The 18,332-nt window shown below is 69.5% G+C and carries 17 protein-coding genes; 8 read left to right on the top strand and 9 right to left on the bottom strand.

All coding sequences use genetic code 11. The features are described 5' to 3' along the window. The first annotated feature begins 47 nt into the window (after nucleotides 1–47). The 4 genes from AC4D12_RS02445 (at nucleotide 48) to AC4D12_RS02430 (ending at nucleotide 4,388) form a co-directional block, all read left to right on the top strand. Entirely contained in the window at nucleotides 48–584 is a 537-nt protein-coding gene (locus AC4D12_RS02445; protein ID WP_490948191.1) for a GNAT family N-acetyltransferase, read from the top strand. 156 nt (nucleotides 585–740) lie between these two features. Continuing rightward, a complete protein-coding gene (locus AC4D12_RS02440; protein ID WP_490948190.1) occupies nucleotides 741–2,354 on the top strand; it encodes an SLC13 family permease in 1,614 nt (537 codons plus the stop codon). A 108-nt stretch (nucleotides 2,355–2,462) separates the two neighbouring features. After that, nucleotides 2,463–3,320 (top strand): carbonic anhydrase, encoded by an 858-nt coding sequence (locus AC4D12_RS02435; RefSeq protein ID WP_490948189.1) that lies wholly within the window; start codon nucleotides 2,463–2,465, stop codon nucleotides 3,318–3,320. A 48-nt stretch (nucleotides 3,321–3,368) separates the two neighbouring features. Further along, nucleotides 3,369–4,388: an NAD-dependent epimerase/dehydratase family protein gene (locus tag AC4D12_RS02430; protein WP_490948188.1), complete on the top strand. Its 1,020-nt coding sequence runs from the start codon at nucleotides 3,369–3,371 to the stop codon at nucleotides 4,386–4,388. Here the strand turns inward: AC4D12_RS02430 and AC4D12_RS02425 are convergent. Beyond that, nucleotides 4,385–4,639: a DUF2630 family protein gene (locus AC4D12_RS02425; protein WP_490948187.1), complete on the bottom strand. Its 255-nt coding sequence runs from the start codon at nucleotides 4,637–4,639 to the stop codon at nucleotides 4,385–4,387. The genes AC4D12_RS02430 and AC4D12_RS02425 overlap by 4 nt on opposite strands. Nucleotides 4,640–4,772: 133 nt before the next feature. Here AC4D12_RS02425 and AC4D12_RS02420 point away from each other — a divergent pair, with 133 nt between their 5' ends. After that, nucleotides 4,773–5,402, top strand: coding sequence for a dTMP kinase (locus AC4D12_RS02420; RefSeq protein WP_490948186.1), 630 nt, complete (start codon nucleotides 4,773–4,775; stop codon nucleotides 5,400–5,402). 57 nt (nucleotides 5,403–5,459) lie between these two features. Here the strand turns inward: AC4D12_RS02420 and AC4D12_RS02415 are convergent, their stop codons facing one another. From AC4D12_RS02415 to AC4D12_RS02390, 6 genes are all read right to left on the bottom strand, one after another. Beyond that, nucleotides 5,460–6,383 (bottom strand): aldose 1-epimerase family protein, encoded by a 924-nt coding sequence (locus tag AC4D12_RS02415; RefSeq protein WP_490948185.1) that lies wholly within the window; start codon nucleotides 6,381–6,383, stop codon nucleotides 5,460–5,462. Continuing rightward, nucleotides 6,380–7,891 (bottom strand): arabinosylfuranosidase ArfA, encoded by a 1,512-nt coding sequence (arfA, locus tag AC4D12_RS02410; protein WP_490948184.1) that lies wholly within the window; start codon nucleotides 7,889–7,891, stop codon nucleotides 6,380–6,382. The genes AC4D12_RS02415 and arfA overlap by 4 nt, the downstream gene beginning before the upstream one ends. Nucleotides 7,892–7,964: 73 nt before the next feature. Further along, complete coding sequence (locus AC4D12_RS02405) at nucleotides 7,965–8,894, bottom strand: carbohydrate ABC transporter permease (protein ID WP_490948183.1); 930 nt, start codon at nucleotides 8,892–8,894, stop codon at nucleotides 7,965–7,967. 3 nt (nucleotides 8,895–8,897) lie between these two features. After that, nucleotides 8,898–9,857, bottom strand: a complete 960-nt coding sequence (locus AC4D12_RS02400; RefSeq protein ID WP_490948182.1) for a carbohydrate ABC transporter permease — start codon at nucleotides 9,855–9,857, stop codon at nucleotides 8,898–8,900. A gap of 101 nt (nucleotides 9,858–9,958) precedes the next feature. Next, the gene (locus tag AC4D12_RS02395) at nucleotides 9,959–11,308 is read right to left on the bottom strand and encodes an ABC transporter substrate-binding protein (protein WP_490948181.1); all 1,350 of its coding nucleotides are present in this window, start codon (nucleotides 11,306–11,308) and stop codon (nucleotides 9,959–9,961) included. A gap of 412 nt (nucleotides 11,309–11,720) precedes the next feature. Further along, entirely contained in the window at nucleotides 11,721–12,740 is a 1,020-nt protein-coding gene (locus AC4D12_RS02390) for a LacI family DNA-binding transcriptional regulator (protein ID WP_490948180.1), read from the bottom strand. Nucleotides 12,741–12,904: 164 nt separating this feature from the next. On the opposite strand from AC4D12_RS02390, the gene AC4D12_RS02385 reads away from it, so the two are divergent. Beyond that, on the top strand, nucleotides 12,905–14,170 hold the full coding sequence (locus AC4D12_RS02385) for an FAD-binding protein (protein WP_490948179.1): 1,266 nt from the start codon (nucleotides 12,905–12,907) through the stop codon (nucleotides 14,168–14,170). 26 nt (nucleotides 14,171–14,196) lie between these two features. Here AC4D12_RS02385 and AC4D12_RS02380 read toward each other — a convergent pair whose 3' ends face one another. Both AC4D12_RS02380 and yczE read right to left on the bottom strand, forming a co-directional pair. Continuing rightward, entirely contained in the window at nucleotides 14,197–15,060 is an 864-nt protein-coding gene (locus tag AC4D12_RS02380; RefSeq protein ID WP_490948178.1) for an MBL fold metallo-hydrolase, read from the bottom strand. 35 nt (nucleotides 15,061–15,095) lie between these two features. After that, nucleotides 15,096–15,722 carry a membrane protein YczE gene (gene yczE, locus AC4D12_RS02375; protein ID WP_490948177.1) on the bottom strand — a complete coding sequence of 209 codons (627 nt, stop codon included), beginning with the start codon at nucleotides 15,720–15,722 and terminating at the stop codon, nucleotides 15,096–15,098. Between the two features lie 61 nt (nucleotides 15,723–15,783). Between yczE and yczR the strand changes: the two genes are divergently transcribed. Continuing rightward, nucleotides 15,784–17,199 carry a MocR-like transcription factor YczR gene (yczR, locus tag AC4D12_RS02370; protein WP_490948176.1) on the top strand — a complete coding sequence of 472 codons (1,416 nt, stop codon included), beginning with the start codon at nucleotides 15,784–15,786 and terminating at the stop codon, nucleotides 17,197–17,199. Between the two features lie 58 nt (nucleotides 17,200–17,257). After that, nucleotides 17,258–17,980, top strand: coding sequence for an AAA family ATPase (locus AC4D12_RS02365; protein WP_490948175.1), 723 nt, complete (start codon nucleotides 17,258–17,260; stop codon nucleotides 17,978–17,980). Nucleotides 17,981–18,332: the final 352 nt, after the last annotated feature.

Here is an 18,332-nt window from a genome sequence, read left to right as displayed (position 1 = left end):
CCCCCTCGCTCAGGGTGACCGTGCCCGTGGCCACCTAGGGTAACGGTATGTCCCTCCCCAGCCTGCCGGGTGGAGCTCTCCTCCGGGCCCTGTCCCTCGGTGATGCTCGCGCCCTCGCTGCGGCCTACTCGGACAATCGCGAACACCTCGCCCCGTGGGAGCCGTCGCGGCAGGCATCCTTCTTCACCGAGCAGGGTCAGGCAGCGCTGATCGCCACCCACCTGGGAGCGGAGGCGTCCGGAGCTGCGAGGGGGTGGGTGATCGGGCTGGAGGACGCCGTCATCGGCACCATCACGCTGAGCGGGATCGTCCGCGGCCCCTTCCTGAACGCGCATCTCGGCTACTGGCTGGATTCCCGGTTCCAGGGCCTCGGCATATGCTCCGCTGCCGTCACGGAGGTTCTCCGGCGTGCTCGCGACGAGCTGGGACTGCATCGCGTCCAGGCGTCGGTCATGCCTCGGAACACGCCCTCGCGCCGCGTGCTCGAGCGCGCGCACTTCACCTTCATCGGCACTGCGCCGTCCTACCTGCTGATCGCAGGTAGGTGGGAGGAACACCTCCTCTACCAGCGGATCCTGGACTGACGCTCGGGCAGGAGCCGCGAGGGCGGCGGGACGCCGGTCCGTCAGAGCGCGCCGAACGAGGGCTATGAAGGAATGATGCCCTGACGGCCGTTGAGGCTCTCATCTGCGGCTGTTATTTTTGTGCCCCAACACACAGCGACGTGCGGAGGCGACATCATGAGTCATCAGTCCGAGGGAGCAACGACCAGCGCGGGGGCCGCCCGCCGCGAGGACGAGACGGAGGAACCGTCGCAGTCCGTGGGCCGCGTGTGGCTCCTCAGGGGCGTCGGGATCGTGGTCGCCATCGCGATCTACCTCCTGCTCGGCGGCGCGGACCTCTCGAACGACGCCCGGATCGTCGCGGCCATCGCCGGCCTCATGGCGGTCTGGTGGATGACCGAGGCCCTGCCGCTCTCCGTGACCTCGCTCCTGCCGATCGTCCTGATCCCGATGCTCACGGAGTCAACGGTCGCGGAATCCACGGCACCGTACGCCAATCCCATCGTGTTCCTCTTCCTCGGCGGGTTCCTGATCGCGATCGCCATGCAGAAGTGGAACCTCCACCGTCGCATCGCGCTGCTGACGCTCCGGCGCGTCGGCACGCATCCCAGGCGCATCATCCTCGGCATCATGATCTCCACGGCGTTCCTCTCCATGTGGGTCTCGAACACCGCCACCGCGCTCATGATGCTGCCGATCGCCCTCAGCGTCCTCACCCTCGTGGTCGAGAACAGCCGCGGCAGCACGGCCACCGAGGGCAGCACGAAGAAGGACCTCGCCGCCGGGAAATCGGTCAGCGACGTGGTGGAGGACAAGGAGGTCAGGGTCTTCGGCGTCGCGCTGATCCTCTCCGTCGCGTGGGCGGCGACCATCGGCGGCCTGGGGACCCTCCTCGGGAGCCCGCCGAACGCCATCGTCGCCGGGTACATCCAGACGGAGCTCGGCGAGGATGTCGGGTTCGTCCAGTGGATGATGCTCGGCGTGCCGATCGTCATCACCTTCATCGCCCTCGCCTGGCTCCTCATCACCCGCGTGATCTTCACGTTCACGCTCGAGGAGATCCCGGGCGGGAAGGAGCTCATCGAGAACGAGATCTCCAAGCTCGGCCGGATGAGCCAGGGCGAGAGGGTGGTTCTCGCGGTCTTCGCCGGCGCGGCCTTCCTGTGGATCGTCCCCGGGCTGGTCTCGAACATCGGCGCCGTGGCCACGGCCGCGCCCTGGCTCGGGAGCTTCGACGACACCGTGATCGCCATCGCCGCGGGCATCGCCCTCTTCCTGATCCCCGCGGACAAGAAGGGGAACATGACCCTCGTGTGGAAGGACGCCGAGAACGGCCTCCCCTGGGGCGTACTGCTGCTCTTCGGCGGGGGCCTGTCGCTGGCCGGGGCCGTTGCGAGCACCGGACTCGATGCATGGTTCGGCGAGCGAGTGAGCGGCCTCGGCGCGCTACCCGTGATCCTCGTGCTGGCCGCCGTGGTCACCATCGTGCTGCTCCTGACCGAGATCACGAGCAACACCGCGACGGCCGCGACGTTCATCCCGATCCTCGGCGGAGTGGCCGTGGGTATCGGTATCGACCCGCAGACGCTGCTCATCCCCGCCGCGCTGGCGGCGACCTGCGCCTTCATGCTGCCCGTCGGCACACCGCCGAACGCGATCGTGTACGCGACCGGGAACGTGAAGATCTCCGAGATGGTGCGCGGCGGCATCGTCCTGAACCTGGTCGGCGTCATCCTCATCACCATGTTCACCGTGATCATCGGGCCGTACGCCCTGGGACTGGTGCTCTGACAGGGCGTTCGAGCTGCAGGATCTCCTTTCCTCCGAGCGGACTATCAGGATACTTTGGGAGCCTAACCATCGGGTGCCAACCAGGGCGCCCCGCGACCAAGGATTCCCATGCCCCTCCCAGTACGTTCCCGCCGCTCGGCGTCCTTCACGAACCTCTCCCTCGGCGCCCTCGTCCTCGCCGCTGTGCTCTCCGGATGCTCGGCTCCGGAGGAGCCGGTGGCGGTCGAGGCTCCCTCCGCCACCGCGTCGTCCTCCGCTGCCCCGTCCGCATCCGCCGCGGAGTCGCCGTCCTCCGCCCCACCGCACTGGGCCTACGTCGGCGAGGCGGGCCCCGACCACTGGGGCGAACTCGCCTCGGAGTTCTCCACGTGCGCCACGGGGACGTCGCAATCGCCCATCGACCTGCCGTCGGACGCAGCCGCCGAGGCGGACGATCTGGTGCTGACCTACAGCCCCGTCGGCGAGGAGGCGACGGACACCGGCCACACCCTCCAACTCAACGCCCAGCCAGGGGCGGGCCTCATCTACAACGGCGTCGAGTACACCCTGCAACAGATGCACTACCACGACCCCTCGGAGCACACCGTCGACGGATCGGCTGCACCCGTGGAGTTCCACTTCGTGAACAAGGACGCCGAGGGCAACCTGCTGGTCATCGGCGTGCTCGGCGTCGCGGGTGCGGAGAACCCGGCCTTCGACCCGCTGATCGACGCCGCTCGCGAAGGAGGCAGCCCCGAACCGGCGACCATCGACGTGCAGAGCATGATGCCCTCCTCCCTCCAGCACTTCGCCTACACCGGCAGCCTGACCACGCCGCCCTGCTCTGAGGGCGTCCAGTGGCTGGTCATGCAGACCCCCGTGGAATTGAGCCAGGAGCAGATCGACACGCTCACCGGCCTGTACGAGGGGAACAACCGGCCGGCGCAGCCCCTCAATGAGCGGGCGGTGCACGTCGGCGGCCAGTGACGCGCGGCGTCCCTACCGAGCCGGGCCGCGGTGCTGTTGAGTGGGGTCATGAGACGCATCCTGATCCTCGGCGGCACCGCCTGGCTCGGCCGGGAGATCGCCCGGCACTTGATCGACGACGGCGACGACGTCACCTGCCTCGCCCGGGGGGCCTCCGGCCCGCCACCGGAGGGCGCCACCTTCGTGCACGCCGACCGTTCCTCACCGGGCGCCTACGACGCCGTCCGGGACACGGAGTGGGACGAGATCGTCGAGATCTCGTGGAACGTGCAGCACGCCCGGGAGGCGCTCGACGCTCTCGCGGGGCGCGCCGCGCACTGGACGCTGATCTCGTCCTGCTCCGTGTACGCGGCGCACGACGAGCCCGGAGCGGACGAATCGGCCGCCCTCGCCACCCCGGCGGACCCACCCGACCACGACGACTACGCGACGGCCAAGGTGCTGTGCGAGCAGGCATTGGTGGAGGCGCTCGGCGAGCGCCTCCTGATCGTGCGCGCAGGGCTGATCGTCGGGGCCGGGGACGGCAGCGACCGCTTCGGGTACTGGGTGGCCCGGTTCGCCCTGGCGGGCACGGAGGACGTCCTCGCACCGGATCTCGCCGGGCGCTCCGTCCAGGTCATCGACGTGCGGGATCTCGCGGCCTGGACCGTCGCGGCAGGCAGGGCCGGCGTGAGCGGCGCCTACAACGCCGTCGGCGATGCCCAGCCGTTCGCCGACGTCCTCGCCGAGGCCCGAGCCGTCGCGGGACACTCGGGCGGCGTGATCGAGGCACCCGCGGACTGGCTCGTTGACCAGGGCGTGACCTACTGGGCCGGCCCGCGGTCCCTGCCGCTCTGGCTCCCCGATTCCTTCTCCGGCTTCAACCGCCGCAGCAATGCGGCCTTCCATGCGGTGTCCCGCGCCCTCTCGCAGGGAGCGGCCGGCGCGCTGCGGAGTCTCCGGGAGACGCTCGAGTCCACGCTCGACGACGAACGCTCGCGCGGTCTCGACCGCGAGCGCAGGTCGGGGCTCACGCGGGAGGAGGAGCAGGAACTCCTCGACCGGCGCCGGCTCGTCGAGGCGCCCTAGCTCCTCGACCTCGGCAGGTACCCCTCGACCTGGCTGATGGGCCGGGCCGCTGCGGTGTCCGGGTCCGCCCCGAACTCCTTCTTGGCCCGCCGCTGCCGCAGGAGATCCCAGCACTGGTCGAGGTTCTCCTCGAGCCTGCGCAGGCGCTGGGCGTTCTCGAGTCCCTGCACGCTGTCCCCCTCGTGCTCACGTAACGCGTGTTCCTCGTCCACCAGGGATCGGATGGTGGTCAGGATGTTCTGGTCGTCCATGCAGGGCCTCCTCGCCGGGTCTGCACGTACCGTACCCGCGGACGGCCCACGTGACCAGACCCGGCGGGCACAACGGTCCGGCGCCGGTGCGCCGGTCCGGGGAACAGGCTCCGTCCGCATCCCGTTGAACTGCATGACCCCCCTCCCGGAAGGCATCACCCTGCGCATCCTCCTCATCGGTATCGACGGCTCCGGCAAGAGCACGGCCGCCGTCGACCTCGCGCGGGCACTCACGGCCCGGGGGGTCCACGCCGCCGTGTTCAGGACCCCCGCGGGCCGCAGGACCATGGCCCGCTGGTGGTCAGCCCTCTGCTGGACGCCGGGTCCCCGGATCCTCGACCTGCTCGAGACCCCGGCGCGCGTGACCAACGCACTCGTCAACGAGGTGCGGCTGCGCAGGTTCGACGGCGTCGCGGTGATCGACCGGGGGCTCCACTGCCAGCTCGCCCTCCGGGCGGCTCGCGGGCTGCCGCGGGGGCGGTTCGTGCCGTGGCTCCTGGCTGTGCTCCCCCGTCCCGACGTCGTCGCCCTCTTCGACGTCCCGGTCGAGGTGGCACTCGGGAGGGTCATCACCCGCGGCACGGACGTCGAGGACCCCGAGCACCTCGCCGCGCTGGCCGCCGCCTACCGGGAGCTGCCGGATGTCGGCTCGTTCGCCGTGGTCGACGCCTCACAGCCGCCGGCCGCCGTCCTGCACGACCTGCTCGCGCTCGTCGACGCGCACGGTCACGCGCTGCCGTCGGACCGCGTGCTGGCCGCCTGACGTCCCCGCGCACTGATCAGCGGCGTCGACCGATCGGTCGCGGTGGACCGGCTCGGGTCAGAGCGCCGTGATGGTCCAGCCGGTGCGGTGTGACTCCCCCGGTTCGAGGACCACGAGGTCCTCGCCGGTGGAGAAGGCCTCGGGAGGGCACGTCATGGGCTCCACGGCCAGGCCCAGTCGCGTGCTCTCCGGCTTCTGCGGTAGGTCGGCCGTGTGGATCTGCACCCAGGGGCAGGTGGCATCCCAGGTCATCGCCGTACCCGTGCCCGCCTCCGGATCCGTCACCCGGACCGTGGCCAGTCCGCTGCCGTCGCGGATGATCCCGGTGAAGGCGTGGTCGATCTGGACGTCACCGACGGGCCGGGCGGTGCGGAAGTCGAAGGCCGTGCCGGCCACCGGCTTCTTCGCGATGGGCAGCAGCCGGTCCGGGCTGACCGTGAGGACGGTCGTGGCGGGGAGCTCGAACACCCAGTGGTCCAGCGGAGACGGGCCCGCCAGGAGGTACGGGTGCGGGCAGACCCCGTACGGTGCCCTGCACGTACCGGTGTTGGTGGCCCGCACGTCGGTGCGGAGGCCCAGCGAGTCGACGGAGAACCGCGCCTCGAGGGCCAGTTCGAAGGGATAGCCGTCGGAGGGATGGATCACGCACGCGAGTGTCACCGACGAGGCCGAGTGGTCCAGGAGGGTCCACGATGCCGCGTACACGAGCCCGTGCAGCGCAGTGCCCCGCTCGGGTTCGTTGATCGGCAGCTCGTACTCGACGCCGTCGAACGTGTACCGCCCGTCGCCGATCCGGTTGGGCCAGGGCGCCACGAAGGCACCGCGGAAGTTCGGCATCTCCTCGTCGGCACCGAAGCCGACGGTCAGAGGCCGCCCCTGGTGGGTGAGCTCGCGGACGGTGGCCCCGAGGCCGAGGACGACGGCCGTGTAGCCGTCGCCCTCGATCGTGTACTCAGGACCATGTTCATCGAGCGGACTCATGCCAGGGAGAGCGCCGTCCAGGAGACGGGCGGCAGGGTGATGGTGACGGTCCCGCCGTCGATCACCGCGGAGGTGTTGGTCTTCATGCTCACGCGCTCCGGCTCCTCGAGGGTGTTCTTCGCATACACGTCGTCGTCGAACAGGGACTGCGCGTCGACGGTGCTGAACCCGTTCAGGGCAGCGATGTCGATCGTAACGGTGATCTCCTCCTCCTGCGATCGGTTGACGAGGAACACGGCCGTGTTGCCCGTCGCGTCGTCGTGCGTGGCGACGGCGTCGACGAGCGGCACCTCACCGTAGGTCCTCGTCCCGTAGGTGCCGGCGTCGAGCTTGAGTTCGAGCACCGAGCCCTGCGCCAGCTTCGAGGTGAGCGCAAAGGGGAAGAAGGTGGTCTGGCGCCAGGCCGGGCCGCCCGGCTCGGTCATGATGGGTGCGATCACGTTGACGAGCTGCGCGAGCGACGCCGACGTCACGCGGTCCGCGTGCTTCAGGAGCGAGATCATGAGGTTGCCGAACACCACGGCGTCTGCCACCGAGTAGCAGTCCTCGAGCAGGCGCGGGGCCACGGGCCAGTTGTCGAGGCCCTTGATCTTGTCCACGTTCTCGAAGCGGCTGATGTACCAGACGTTCCACTCGTCGAAGGAGATGTTGATCGTCTTGGAGCTCTGGCGCACGGCCTTCACGTGGTCCGCGGTGGCCACCACGGAGTCGATGAAGCGATCCATGTCCACGGCCGAGGCCAGGAACGAGCCGAGATCGCCGTCCTTCTCCTCGTAGTAGGCGTGGCAGGAGATGTAGTCGATGTCATCGTACGTGTGCGAGAGCACCACGCGCTCCCATTCGCCGAAGGTCGGCATGTGGGCGCTCGACGAGCCGCAGGCCACCAGTTCGATGGACGGGTCCAGTTGGCGCATGGCCTTCGCCGTGCGTGAGGCGATCTTGCCGTAGTCCTCGGCGGAGCGGTGCCCGAGCTGCCAGGGGCCGTCCATCTCGTTGCCGAGGCACCAGATCTTGACCTCGAACGGGTCGGGGCGGCCGTTGGCCATGCGCTGGTCGGCGAGCGAGGTGCCCTTGGGCAGGTTCGCGTACTCGAGCAGTTCCAGCGCCTCGAGCGTGCCCCGGGTTCCGAGGTTCACGGCCAGCATGAGGTCGCTGTCCACCTTCCGGAGCCAGGAGGCGAACTCGTGCATGCCCACCTGGTTGGTCTCGGTGGAGTGCCAGGCGAGGTCCAGGCGGGTGGGGCGCTCCTCGCGGGGGCCCACGCTGTCCTCCCAGCGGAAACCGGAGACGAAGTTGCCGCCCGGGTAGCGGATGGTGGAGACCCCCATCTCCTTCACGAGGTCGATCACGTCCTGGCGGAAGCCCTCGTCGTCGGCCGTGGTGTGGCCGGGCTCGTAGATGCCGTCGTACACGTGGCGCCCGAGGTGCTCGACGAAGCCGCCGAAGATGTTGCGGTTGATCCGCCCGACCGTGAAATGGGGGTCGAGCGTGAGACGTGCGTTCTGCATGGGACTACTTTCGTTGCGCGTGCGGCTGTGAGCGGCGGGAGGGATCTCGAGGGGACGGTGGGCAGCCCGGGGGCTACTTGAGCGATCCGAGTGAGAGCCCGCCCTGCCAGTACTTCTGGAGGGAGAGGAAGGCGATGATCAGCGGGATGATCGAGATGAACGCGCCCGTGGTGATGAGGTTCCACAGCGCCTCACCGCCGCTGCCCGCGTTGGAGAGGGCGGTCCACCCGTTGAGGCCCACCGTCACGGGGAGCAGCAGCGGGTCGCTGAGGACCGCCAGCGGCAGGAAGAAGTTGTTCCACGTCCCGACCACCGAGAGCAGCAGGACCGTCACGATCCCCGGGCGGAGCAGGGGCAGGGCGATGGTGAAGAACGTGCGGATCTCACCGGCGCCGTCGATCCGCGCGGCGTCGAGGAGGTCGTCGGAGATGGCCTCCTGGGCGAACACGCGCATGAGATACACCCCGAACGGGCTGAGCAGCGAGGGCAGGATGACGGCCCAGATGGTGTTCACGAGGCCCGCTTCGCTCAGGAGCACGAAGGTGGGGATCACGAGGGCGGTCAGCGGCACCATCACGGCACCGAGGAGGATCCCGAAGAAGGCGCCACGGCCGCGGAACTTGTACTTCGCGAAACCGTAGCCGGCGAGCACCGCGAGGACGGTGGCCCCCACACCGCCTGAGATCGCGTAGAGGAACGAGTTGCCGAGCCAGCGCCAGTAGATGCCGTTCTGGCGGTCGAAGAGGCCCTGGACGTTGTCCACGAAGTGGAACTCGTCGTCGAACCACAGCGGCCCCCCGGAGCCGCCGAACAGGCCCGCGGTGTCCTTGGTGCTCGCGACCGTCAGCCACCAGATGGGGGTGATGAAGTAGATGACGAGGATGAGCAGGAAGATGTGGGAGCCGATGCGGGGGCCGCCGTTGCGGGCCCGGCTGCGTGACGCCGCACTGCGGTTCCCGCGGCCTCCGTCCTGCTGCTTGATCGTGTCTGTGACGAGGGCCATGGCTTATTTCAGTCCGCTCTGCTTGCGGGTCAGGAAGAGGAAGAAGAACGAGAACACGAACACCACGATGCCGAGGGCGAAGGAGATGGCCGAGGCGTAGTTGAACTGGCTGTAGGAGAACGCCAGCGAGAAGGCGTACATGTTCGGCGTGTAGTCCGTCGGTATGGCTCCCTGAGCGACACCCCGCAGCACCTGCGGTTCGGTGAAGAACTGGAGCGTCCCGATCAGCGCGAAGATGACCACCATCACGAGTGAGGAGGAGATCATGGGGATCTTGATCCTCGTGGCGATCTGCCGGTCGGACGCGCCGTCGAGCACCGCGGCCTCGTAGATGCCGGGATCGATCCCGCGGAGTGCCGCGTAGATGATGATCATGTAGTAGCCGGCCCACTGCCAGGTCACGATGTTCACGAGACTGCCGAAGATGGCGTCCTGAGCCAGGAAGTTCGGTGCCTCGGCACCGAACAGGGCGAAGATGGTGCTCGCCGGGCCGAACCGCGGGCTGTAGAGGAAGCCCCACATGAGGGCTCCGATGACCACCGGTACCGCGTACGGGATGAAGATCATGAGGCGGGAGAACTTGGACGCCCAGGTGGCGAGGTTGTCGAGCACGAGCGCCGCGACCAGCGCCACCAGCATCTGCGCCGGGATCATGATGAACGCGAACTTCGCGACCGTCACGAGGCCCTCGAGGAACAGCGGGTCCCCGAACGCCTTCACGTAGTTGTCACCGCCCACGAAGCGGTTGCCCGTGGCCAGGGTGCTGCTGAACAGGCTCATCCGGAACGCGAACACCAGCGGCAGGATGAGGAAGACCACGAAGACGACCGCGAACGGCGCCACGAAGAGCCACCCCCAGCGCTGTCGGCGCCGGAAGCTGCGATCGGGCCGGTGCTTCACCTGCTGCGGGGTTCCGGGTGGTTCGGCGCGGTGGGACGACGTCGGCGCGGTGGTCGTTGCCATGGTGGTCTTTCCTCAGGCTGTGGGGCGGATGACGCGGTGGACGGGGTCCACGAATGCCGGAGGGAGGGTGCGCGCACGGAGCACGCACCCTCCCCCAGGTGCTACTTCAGGGTGAAGCCCTGCTCGGTCGCGTACTGCTCGAGGGACGCCTGGAGGTCGTCCAGCGCCTGGCTCGCGTCCTTCTCGTCCTGGACCATCGCGAAGATCTGCACGGTCAGCTGGTCGTAGGCGTAGCTCTGGAAGGGGCTGTACGTCGCACCCTCGTAGCCGGCCGCGGCCTCGAGGAACACGTCCTTGTTGATCTGCTGGCCACCGAAGAAGGGGTACTCCTTGTCGGCGAACTCCTGCGAGTCGAGAACCGGCGCGTAGGACGGGAAGAGCGCCCCGACCTCGATGCCCAGGTTCATCTGCTCCTCCGAGCCGAAGATCTCCTTGGCGACGCGAGCCGACAGTTCCTTGTCGCCGGCCTGCTCGGTGACCGCGAAGGTGGAGCCACCCCAGTTCACCTGGACGGGGTTGGCGGCGTCCCACTGGGGAAGCGGCGCTGCTCGCCACTGCGCATCAGGATCGGCGTCGGAGAGGCCCTGCAGGTAGCCGGGGCCCCACGCCGCTGCCAGGTACACCGCGTACGTGCCGTCGACGAGCTTGGTGTTGTAGTCGGGCGTGAAGGCGTCATCCGTGGCGACGAGGCCGTCCTTGATCAGCCCGTCCCAGTACTCGAGGACCATCTTGGCGCCGTCGTCGTTCACGTTGATGCCGATCTCCTGCGAATTCGCGGAGTCGTAGTCGAACGGCTCGGAACCCGCCTGGGCGAACAGCGCCTGGTTGAAGGCACGTCCGTTGGTCGGGAAATCGGTGAGGACGCCGGGGGCACCGGAGGCTTTCAGCTGCTCGGCCGCGGCGCGGAACTCCTCCCACGTGGTGGGCACGGCGATACCTGCGGCATCGAAGATGTCCTGTCGGTAGACCATGCCCATGGGTCCGCCGTCCACGGGGATCGCGTACACCGCGTCACCGCTCGAGGCATCCTCCCAGGCACCCTCCGCGTAGTTGGCCTCGACGTCCGCCGCGCCGTACTCGGTCAGGTCCACGAGGGCGTCCCGGATGGTGAAGGAGGGCAGCACCTCGGACTCGAGCTGGATGACGTCCGGCGCGCCGGAGCCCGATTCGATGGAGGTGGAGAAACGGGTGTACTCGTCGTTGCCCTGCCCGGCGTTGGTCCAGCAGATCTGGACGTCGTCGTTGGCGTTGTTGTAGGCGTCCACGACCTCGTTGAAGCCCGGGTACCAGGCCCATACGGTGACCTGGGGCGCATCGGCGTTGACGATCGTGTTGGTGCAGGAGGCCGCTTCCTCGCTGCCGCCGCCTTCGCCACTGCCACCGGAGCAGGCGGTCAGTGCAATAGCAGAGGCGGCGACGATGCCGGCCGTTGCCAGGAACTTGGCTTTCATATCTTGTGCTTCCTCTCGCGGTGGGGGTCCACCGTGGTCCGCCTCGGGGGCGGCCTGTCCAGGTGCTGCAGGGAGGAGGATCAGCCGGGACGCCAGGTGAGAGCGCCCACTCGAATCTTCCTTGATCCGGGTCCGTCCTCCTGCGTGGGCACCTCGCGGGGCGAGGGTGTCGGCAAGCGTCGGTTCCGATGTTTACATCGTTGTAGGTAAACGATGTAGAAGAAGCATGCAGAGTGAGGCCCGTCACTGTCAAGCGCCATGGACAGGGAAAGCGCATCGACGCCCGAACCGTGATCGCCGGAGGCGATCAGGCAAGGGTGGGCGCCTTCCGCCGCGCGGGCGCGCAGGGGTTCCCGGCTCACTGCGCCGGCAGTTCCGGCCGGAGTCACGCTAGAACGGACGGGTGAGCCGTCTACCCGGCAAGCGCTGAGGATTCCCGTTCGATGACCCGGTAGCGCGCCTCGAACTCGCGCGGCCTCATGTCCTTGTCGCGTCCGGCGATCCGCTCCTGCAGCACGCGGACCGCGGTGTCGGCGATCTCCACACGGCCGGGATCGATCGTGGAGAGCGTGGGCAGGGAGTACTGGCCCTCGTCGAGGTCGTCGAAGCCGATCACCGCGACGTCGTCCGGGATTCGGCGGCCGGCCTCCTGCAGCACGCGCATCGCGCCGAGCGCCAGGGTGTCGTTCATGCCGAACATGGCGTCGAACTCCACGCCCGATTCGAGGAGCTCGCGCATCGAGGTGGCGCCGTTGGCCCGGTGCCAGAAGGTGGTGTACCCCACCAGGGCCGGATCGAAGGGGATCCCTGCCTCCTCGAGCGCCTGCTGGTACCCGCGCAGCCGGAGGCCGGCCGAGCCGATGACCTCGCCACGGTGACCACCGACGACGGCGATGCGACGTCGGCCCTTGGAGATCAGGTGCGCCGTGGCGGCGCGTGCCGATTCGACGTTGCTCATGGTCACGTGGTCGGTGGGTCCGTTGAAGATGCGCTCACCGAGCAGCACCAGGGGGAAGTTCACGTTGAGGTGATGGGCGTCCTCGTTGGACATGCCGAGCGGGCTGAACAGCAGGCCGTCGGTCATCTGCAGGCGCGGGCTCCGGAGGATCTCCAGTTCGCGTGCGCGGTCCCCGCCGCCGGTCTGCTCGATCAGGACCTTCAGGCCGCGCCGCTCGGCGGCCGTGATGACGGCGTCGGCCAGTTCGGCGAAGTAACTGAGAGAGAGCTCGGGCACGGCGAGGCCGATCACGCCCGTCTTCCCCGACCGCAGGCTGCGGGCCGAGAGGTTCGGGCTGTACCCGAGCTCGTTGATGGCCTCCATGACGCGCTGCTTCGTGTCGGCGCGGATGTGCTGGTAGTCGTTGATGACATTGGAGACGGTCTTGATCGAGACCCCGGCCGCGAGCGCAACGTCTTTCAATGTCGCCGCCATGCCGCTCCTCGAATGCCGTGGTGGTGCGTGGTACGCCACGCGTTGTGCGAGTCTACAACGTTGTAGGATGGGCGGGCATTCTCCCGGGGCTGTCGCCGCGCCATCATTCGTGCATGGTCCCGGCGCACGCCCTTCCCGAGGACACCGACCGGACAAGGACCACCATGCTCCAGCAACAGGTACGCGACAGGTTGAACTGGGCCGGGAACTACGAGTACCGCGCCCGGTCGCTCGAGCATCCCACCTCCCTGTCCGAACTGCAGCGCGCCGTGGCCGGCGCCACGCGGGTCAGCGCCCTCGGCTCCCGGCACTCCTTCAACGACACCGCGGACACTCCAGGGACGCTCATCGCCCTGGACGTGATGGATCCCGACGTGGTCATCGACGAGACCGCGATGACCGTCACCATCGGCGCGGGCGCACGGTACGGAGTGCTCGCCGAGCTCCTCCAGCGCCGCGGCTTCGCCCTCCACAACCTCGCCTCGCTCCCCCACATCTCGGTGGGTGGCGCCATCGCCACGGCCACGCACGGATCGGGGGACGGCAACGGTAACCTCGCCACGGCGGTGGTGGGGCTCGAGCTCGTGACGGCCTCGGGCGACGTGCTGGTCGTCCGGCAGGGCGATCCCGACTTCGACGGCATGGTGGTGGGACTCGGCGCGCTCGGCGTGGTGCACCGCGTGACGCTCCGGATCGAGCCGACGTTCAACGTGCGCCAGGACGTCTTCACGGAGGTCCCGTGGGAGGCGGTCCTCGGGAACTACGACGCCGCCACCTCCGCGGCCTACAGCGTGAGCCTCTTCACCGACTGGACCAGCGACACCATCACGCAGGCGTGGCTGAAGAGCAGGATCGACGCCGGATCGGCGCCCACGGAGTTCTTCGGCGGCACGCCCGCCGACCGCGCCCAGCATCCGGTACCCGGCGTCCCCGCGGACCACTGCACGGAGCAGCTCGGCGAGCCGGGCCCGTGGTCGGACCGTCTGGCGCACTTCAAACTCGCCTTCACCCCGAGCAACGGCGAGGAGCTCCAGACGGAGTACCTGGTGGGCCGCGAACATGCCGTGGATGCCATCCGGGCCATGCGGGCGCTCGGTCCACGGATGGCACCCCTGCTCCAGGTGTCCGAACTCCGCTCCATGGCGGCGGATCCCCTCTGGCTCAGCAACAACCACGGCCGCGCCGGCATCGGGCTCCACTTCACGTGGAAGCGCCTGCAGCCCGAGGTCGAGGCGCTCCTGCCGGAGCTCGAGGCGGCGCTGGCGCCCTTCGGAGCCAGGCCCCACTGGGGCAAGCTGTTCACCGCCACCGCAGCCGACCTCGCTCCCCTCTACCCGCGGTTCGACGACTTCCGGGCACTCGCCCGTCGCCTGGACCCCGAGGGGACGTTCCGGAACGCCTTCCTCGACCGCACGGTGTTCGGCTCCTAGCCCCGTCCTCCTGACCCCGTTCGTAGTCAGTGCTTGCGGGTCAGCCAGGTCCAATGGGCCAGGGTGCGGAGGCGGATCAACAGTGCCCTCGATTGCTCCGGCCCGTAGGGCAGGATCGGGATGGCCTTGGTCATGTCGACGGACGCCTCGTCCATGGCCATGCGGGTCACCCTGATGGCACTGCGCATCTTGTTCATCTGCGTGGTCACCTCGGCCATCCCCACGGGCGCGCCGTGCCCGGGCACCACGACGTCGTACAGGTCCTCGAGCGCGATCATCTTGCCGAGCGTCCGCACCCAGTCCACGGGGAACGAGTCCTCGAAGGCCGGGTCCGCCCCCTCCTCCACGAGATCCCCGGCGAAGAGCACGTTGCCCGCCCCCACGAGGAGATCGTGGTCGGTGTGCCCGCGTCCGAGGTGGAAGAGCGTGGCGTGCACGTCGCCGAGATCGAGGTCCACGGGTGCGCCGTCCACGAGCCTGTTCGCCGGCAGGACGGCGGTGCCCGCGCCGTCGTTCCCGGCCATGCCCGGCTCCACGCCCGCGACGAGCGCGCGCTGCTCCTCGCCCGTCTCGCCCTGGGCCGCACTGCACCGCGAGATGGCCCAGATGTCCTCGACGCCCTGGGAGCGGAAGTGGTCGTTGCCGAAGAAGTGGTCCGCGTGCGCGTGGGTATTGACGACCACCAGCGGGAGGTCCGTGATGTCACGGACGTGCGCGTACACCTCGGCGGCCGATCGCGGCCCCTCGCCGGTGTCCACCACGAGGGCCTTCAGAGTCCCGACCACGAGCCCCACGTTCATCCGGAAGCCGGCGGTGGGCAGCACGTAGATGCCCGGCGCGAGTTCGTTCCAGGGGCTGGGGGTCTCGGCGCTGGGGGCGTCGGCGGTCATGGGTACCTCTCGGGGTCGGCGGCAACTCCCCCAGTCTAGGTGCCGGTCGCCACGGCATCAGGGGCGCTGCGGGGGCGTTCGGGAACGCGGAGGTACGGGAGGAAGACGTTGATCAACGGCCCGATCAACAGCGCGAAGGCCACGGTCCCGAGGCCCACCGAGCCCCCGAGCAGCCAGCCGAGTGCCAGGACCGTTCCCTCGATGGCCGTGCGGACCACCCAGATCGGGACGCCGAAACGGGCGTGCAGGCCCGTCATCAGCCCGTCGCGCGGACCCGGACCCAGCCGGGCACCCAGGTAGAGGCCGGTCGCGACGGCGAGCAGCACGAGGCCTCCGACGAACAGCAGCACACGCGCCCACAGGGCCTCGGGTGCGCCGAGGACCGCCAGCCCCACCTCCGCGCTCGGGCCCACGAGCAGCGCGTTGAGCACCGTGCCCACGCCGGGCCGCTGACGCAGGGGGATCCAGAGCAGGAGCACGATCAGCCCGATGATGTTGGTCATGAACCCGAACGGGATGCCGGTCTGCAGCGAGCCGCCCTGCGCCAGGACGTCCCACGGGGAGACACCGAGGGTGGCGCGGATCATCATGGCGAGCGCGAGGCCGTAGAGGAACAGGCCCACGAACAATTGCAGCCAGCGCCGTACGCCGAGGAAGGTCATTGATCCAGTAGAGCCGGGAATTGGACTTACATCAAGATGCCAATCGTGGCATGGTGGCCCCATGATGGTTCTGAGCGCCCCGCGCCTCGCGGCCGAACTCGGTGCGTGGCGGACGGCCGGGCCCGGCTACGCCGCCCTCGCGGACCGCATCCGGCTGCTCGCCCTCGACGGCCGGCTGGGCCTCGGCACCCGGTTGCCGGCCGAACGTGAGCTCGCCGGCCGGCTCGGGGTCAGCCGCACGCTCGTGGCGGCGGCCTACGCCCAGCTACGCGCCGCCGGGTACCTCGAGAGCACGCGCGGTTCGGGCAGCGTCGTCGCCATGCCCGGGCGGGGATCGGGTACCGAGGACGACGACGGCGCGGCCGGCGTCGTCCTCGACTTCAGCAAGGCCGCGCTCCCCGCGGCACCCCAGGTGGGTGAGGCCGCCGGCGCGGCGGCCCGTGCGCTCCCGGCCTACCTCAACGGCGACGGGTACGACCTCTCGGGTCTCCCGAGACTGCGGCAGGCCCTCGCCGACCGGTACACGGCGCGCGGCGTACCGACCACCCCCGCCCAGATCATGGTGACGCTCGGGGCGCAGCACGCCATCTCGCTGCTCGCGCGGACCCTGCTGACGCGCGCGGACACCGCGCTGATCGAGGCACCGAGCTACCCGCACGCCTACGCGGCCCTGCGGTCCGCGAGCAGGCGGCTCGTGCCCGTGACCGTCGATGCGCGGCGCGGGTGGGACGACGACGGCCTCGCACAGGTGTTCCGGCGCGCCCGGCCCACCCTGGCGTACGTCATGCCGGACTTCCACAACCCCACCGGAGCCGTGATGCCCCCCGCGCAGCGCGAGCGCCTCATGGCCGCTGCCGGAGCGGAGGGCACCCTGGTGGTCGCGGACGAGACCATGGCGGAATTGAGGATCGACGGCGCGCCCGAGCTGCCGCTGGCCGCCTACGGCCCCGCCGTGCTCATCGGTTCCATGGGCAAGACGGTGTGGGGCGGCCTGCGCATCGGGTGGATCAGGGCGGAGGAATCGCTCATCCAGAGGCTCGTCCACTCGCGGTACGCGCACGATCTCGGGACGCCCATCCTCGAGCAGCTGATCGCCCTCGAGCTGCTCGGCACCTACGACGAGCTGCTCCGGCTCCGTGCCGCACAGCTGGGATCGGGGCGGGCACTGCTCGAGACCCTCCTCGGCGCGGCGCTGCCGCAATGGGACGTCCCGCGGGTGGACGGCGGCCTGTGCACCTGGGTGCACCTCGGGAGTCCGGTCAGTTCGCAGCTCGCGCTCGCGGCACGGGACAGGGGCCTGCTGCTCGGCGCCGGCCCCCGCTTCGGCCCCGGCGGGGTGTTCGAGCGGTTCCTCCGCGTGCCGTTCAGCTACCCGGAGGAGGACACCCGGCGGGCGGTCGGCGTCCTCGCCGAGGCCTGGGCCTCGGTGGAACCGTCGGCCCGCGTGCAGGAGGAGTTCACGCCGGCGCTGGTCTGAGCGGGGTGGGGGCGCAGCGTGCTTCGCCGTTCGGGCTCCTCGAGGGCACACTGTCCGCATGGCCTTCGAGCGCTTCCCGATCCGACGGGTGACCGAGCACCCCGAGCATCCCCTCGCCCGTCGCAGCTGGCCGGCGACCCTCGCGCCGGTCGCCTCGATCCTCGACCACGGCCTCGACCTCGGACCCGCCACCGTCCTCGTGGGTGAGAACGGCTCGGGCAAGTCCACCATCATCGAGGCCATCGCCCTGGCGTACGGGCTGTCCCCCGAGGGCGGGTCGACGGGCGCGCAGCACACCACCCGTGCCTCCGAGTCCGTGCTCGCCGATCACCTCCAGCTGGTGCGGAACGCCGGCACCACCCGCCGCGGGTACTTCCTGCGGGCCGAGACCATGCACGGCTTCTTCAGCTACCTCGAATCGAACCCCAGCATGAGCCGACCGGACGCCGCCTTCCACGAGATGTCCCACGGCGAATCGTTCCTCGAACTCGTGGTCGACAGGTTCCGCGGGCCCGGGCTGTGGGTCCTCGACGAACCGGAGTCGGCGCTGTCCTTCTCCGGATGCCTCGCGTTGCTCGGGGTCCTCAAGGAACTCGTGGCGTCCGGGACGTCCCAGGTGATCCTGTCCACACACTCGCCCCTCCTCGCGGCGTTGCCACAGGCGAGGATCCTCGAGGTGGGCAGCTGGGGGCTGCGACCGCGACGGTGGGAGGACCTCGACCTCGTCACCGCCTGGCAGGCCTTCCTCACCTCACCCGAGCGGTACCTCAGGCACCTGTAGCGCATCGGGCGGATGGCGGACCGTCGCGCAGGGAGAGCTAGCGCACCATCCGGGCGTCGGTGATGGACGGAGCCGTGGTGCTCCGCCAGCACGTACAGGGTGAACAGCTGCCGCTCCCGGGGAGGCTGATGACCCTCCGCGGCGGGGCTCGGTGCCGACATCGCGAACCCGACGAGGCCGCCGTCGTGCTCCGCGACCCGCAGGGACCACTCCTCCCGCGGCGCCCCGAGCATGCGCGTCCACATGTCGACGCGCCCCTGCAGGTGCGCCTCGTCGAAGTAGTCCGTCGGCAGCAGGTGCCCGTAAGCCTCCCGCCACGTGGACACGTGCACCTCGGCGATCCGCGTGGCGT

Source organism: Arthrobacter sp. TJ-266 (genome assembly GCF_058269115.1).
Note: the sequence above shows the minus strand (reverse complement) of the source record. Positions and strands in the feature narration are given on the sequence as shown.

Excerpts from the sequence above, each read along its gene's own strand:
- AC4D12_RS02445 (WP_490948191.1), top strand. The coding sequence starts at position 48 with ATGTCCCTCCCCAGCCTGCCGGGTGGAGCTCTCCTCCGGGCCCTGTCC.
- AC4D12_RS02440 (WP_490948190.1), top strand. The coding sequence starts at position 741 with ATGAGTCATCAGTCCGAGGGAGCAACGACCAGCGCGGGGGCCGCCCGC.
- AC4D12_RS02435 (WP_490948189.1), top strand. The coding sequence starts at position 2,463 with ATGCCCCTCCCAGTACGTTCCCGCCGCTCGGCGTCCTTCACGAACCTC.
- AC4D12_RS02430 (WP_490948188.1), top strand. The coding sequence starts at position 3,369 with ATGAGACGCATCCTGATCCTCGGCGGCACCGCCTGGCTCGGCCGGGAG.
- AC4D12_RS02425 (WP_490948187.1), bottom strand. The coding sequence starts at position 4,639 with ATGGACGACCAGAACATCCTGACCACCATCCGATCCCTGGTGGACGAG.
- AC4D12_RS02420 (WP_490948186.1), top strand. The coding sequence starts at position 4,773 with ATGACCCCCCTCCCGGAAGGCATCACCCTGCGCATCCTCCTCATCGGT.
- AC4D12_RS02415 (WP_490948185.1), bottom strand. The coding sequence starts at position 6,383 with ATGAGTCCGCTCGATGAACATGGTCCTGAGTACACGATCGAGGGCGAC.
- arfA (WP_490948184.1), bottom strand. The coding sequence starts at position 7,891 with ATGCAGAACGCACGTCTCACGCTCGACCCCCATTTCACGGTCGGGCGG.
- AC4D12_RS02405 (WP_490948183.1), bottom strand. The coding sequence starts at position 8,894 with ATGGCCCTCGTCACAGACACGATCAAGCAGCAGGACGGAGGCCGCGGG.
- AC4D12_RS02400 (WP_490948182.1), bottom strand. The coding sequence starts at position 9,857 with ATGGCAACGACCACCGCGCCGACGTCGTCCCACCGCGCCGAACCACCC.
- AC4D12_RS02395 (WP_490948181.1), bottom strand. The coding sequence starts at position 11,308 with ATGAAAGCCAAGTTCCTGGCAACGGCCGGCATCGTCGCCGCCTCTGCT.
- AC4D12_RS02390 (WP_490948180.1), bottom strand. The coding sequence starts at position 12,740 with ATGGCGGCGACATTGAAAGACGTTGCGCTCGCGGCCGGGGTCTCGATC.
- AC4D12_RS02385 (WP_490948179.1), top strand. The coding sequence starts at position 12,905 with ATGCTCCAGCAACAGGTACGCGACAGGTTGAACTGGGCCGGGAACTAC.
- AC4D12_RS02380 (WP_490948178.1), bottom strand. The coding sequence starts at position 15,060 with ATGACCGCCGACGCCCCCAGCGCCGAGACCCCCAGCCCCTGGAACGAA.
- yczE (WP_490948177.1), bottom strand. The coding sequence starts at position 15,722 with ATGACCTTCCTCGGCGTACGGCGCTGGCTGCAATTGTTCGTGGGCCTG.
- yczR (WP_490948176.1), top strand. The coding sequence starts at position 15,784 with ATGATGGTTCTGAGCGCCCCGCGCCTCGCGGCCGAACTCGGTGCGTGG.
- AC4D12_RS02365 (WP_490948175.1), top strand. The coding sequence starts at position 17,258 with ATGGCCTTCGAGCGCTTCCCGATCCGACGGGTGACCGAGCACCCCGAG.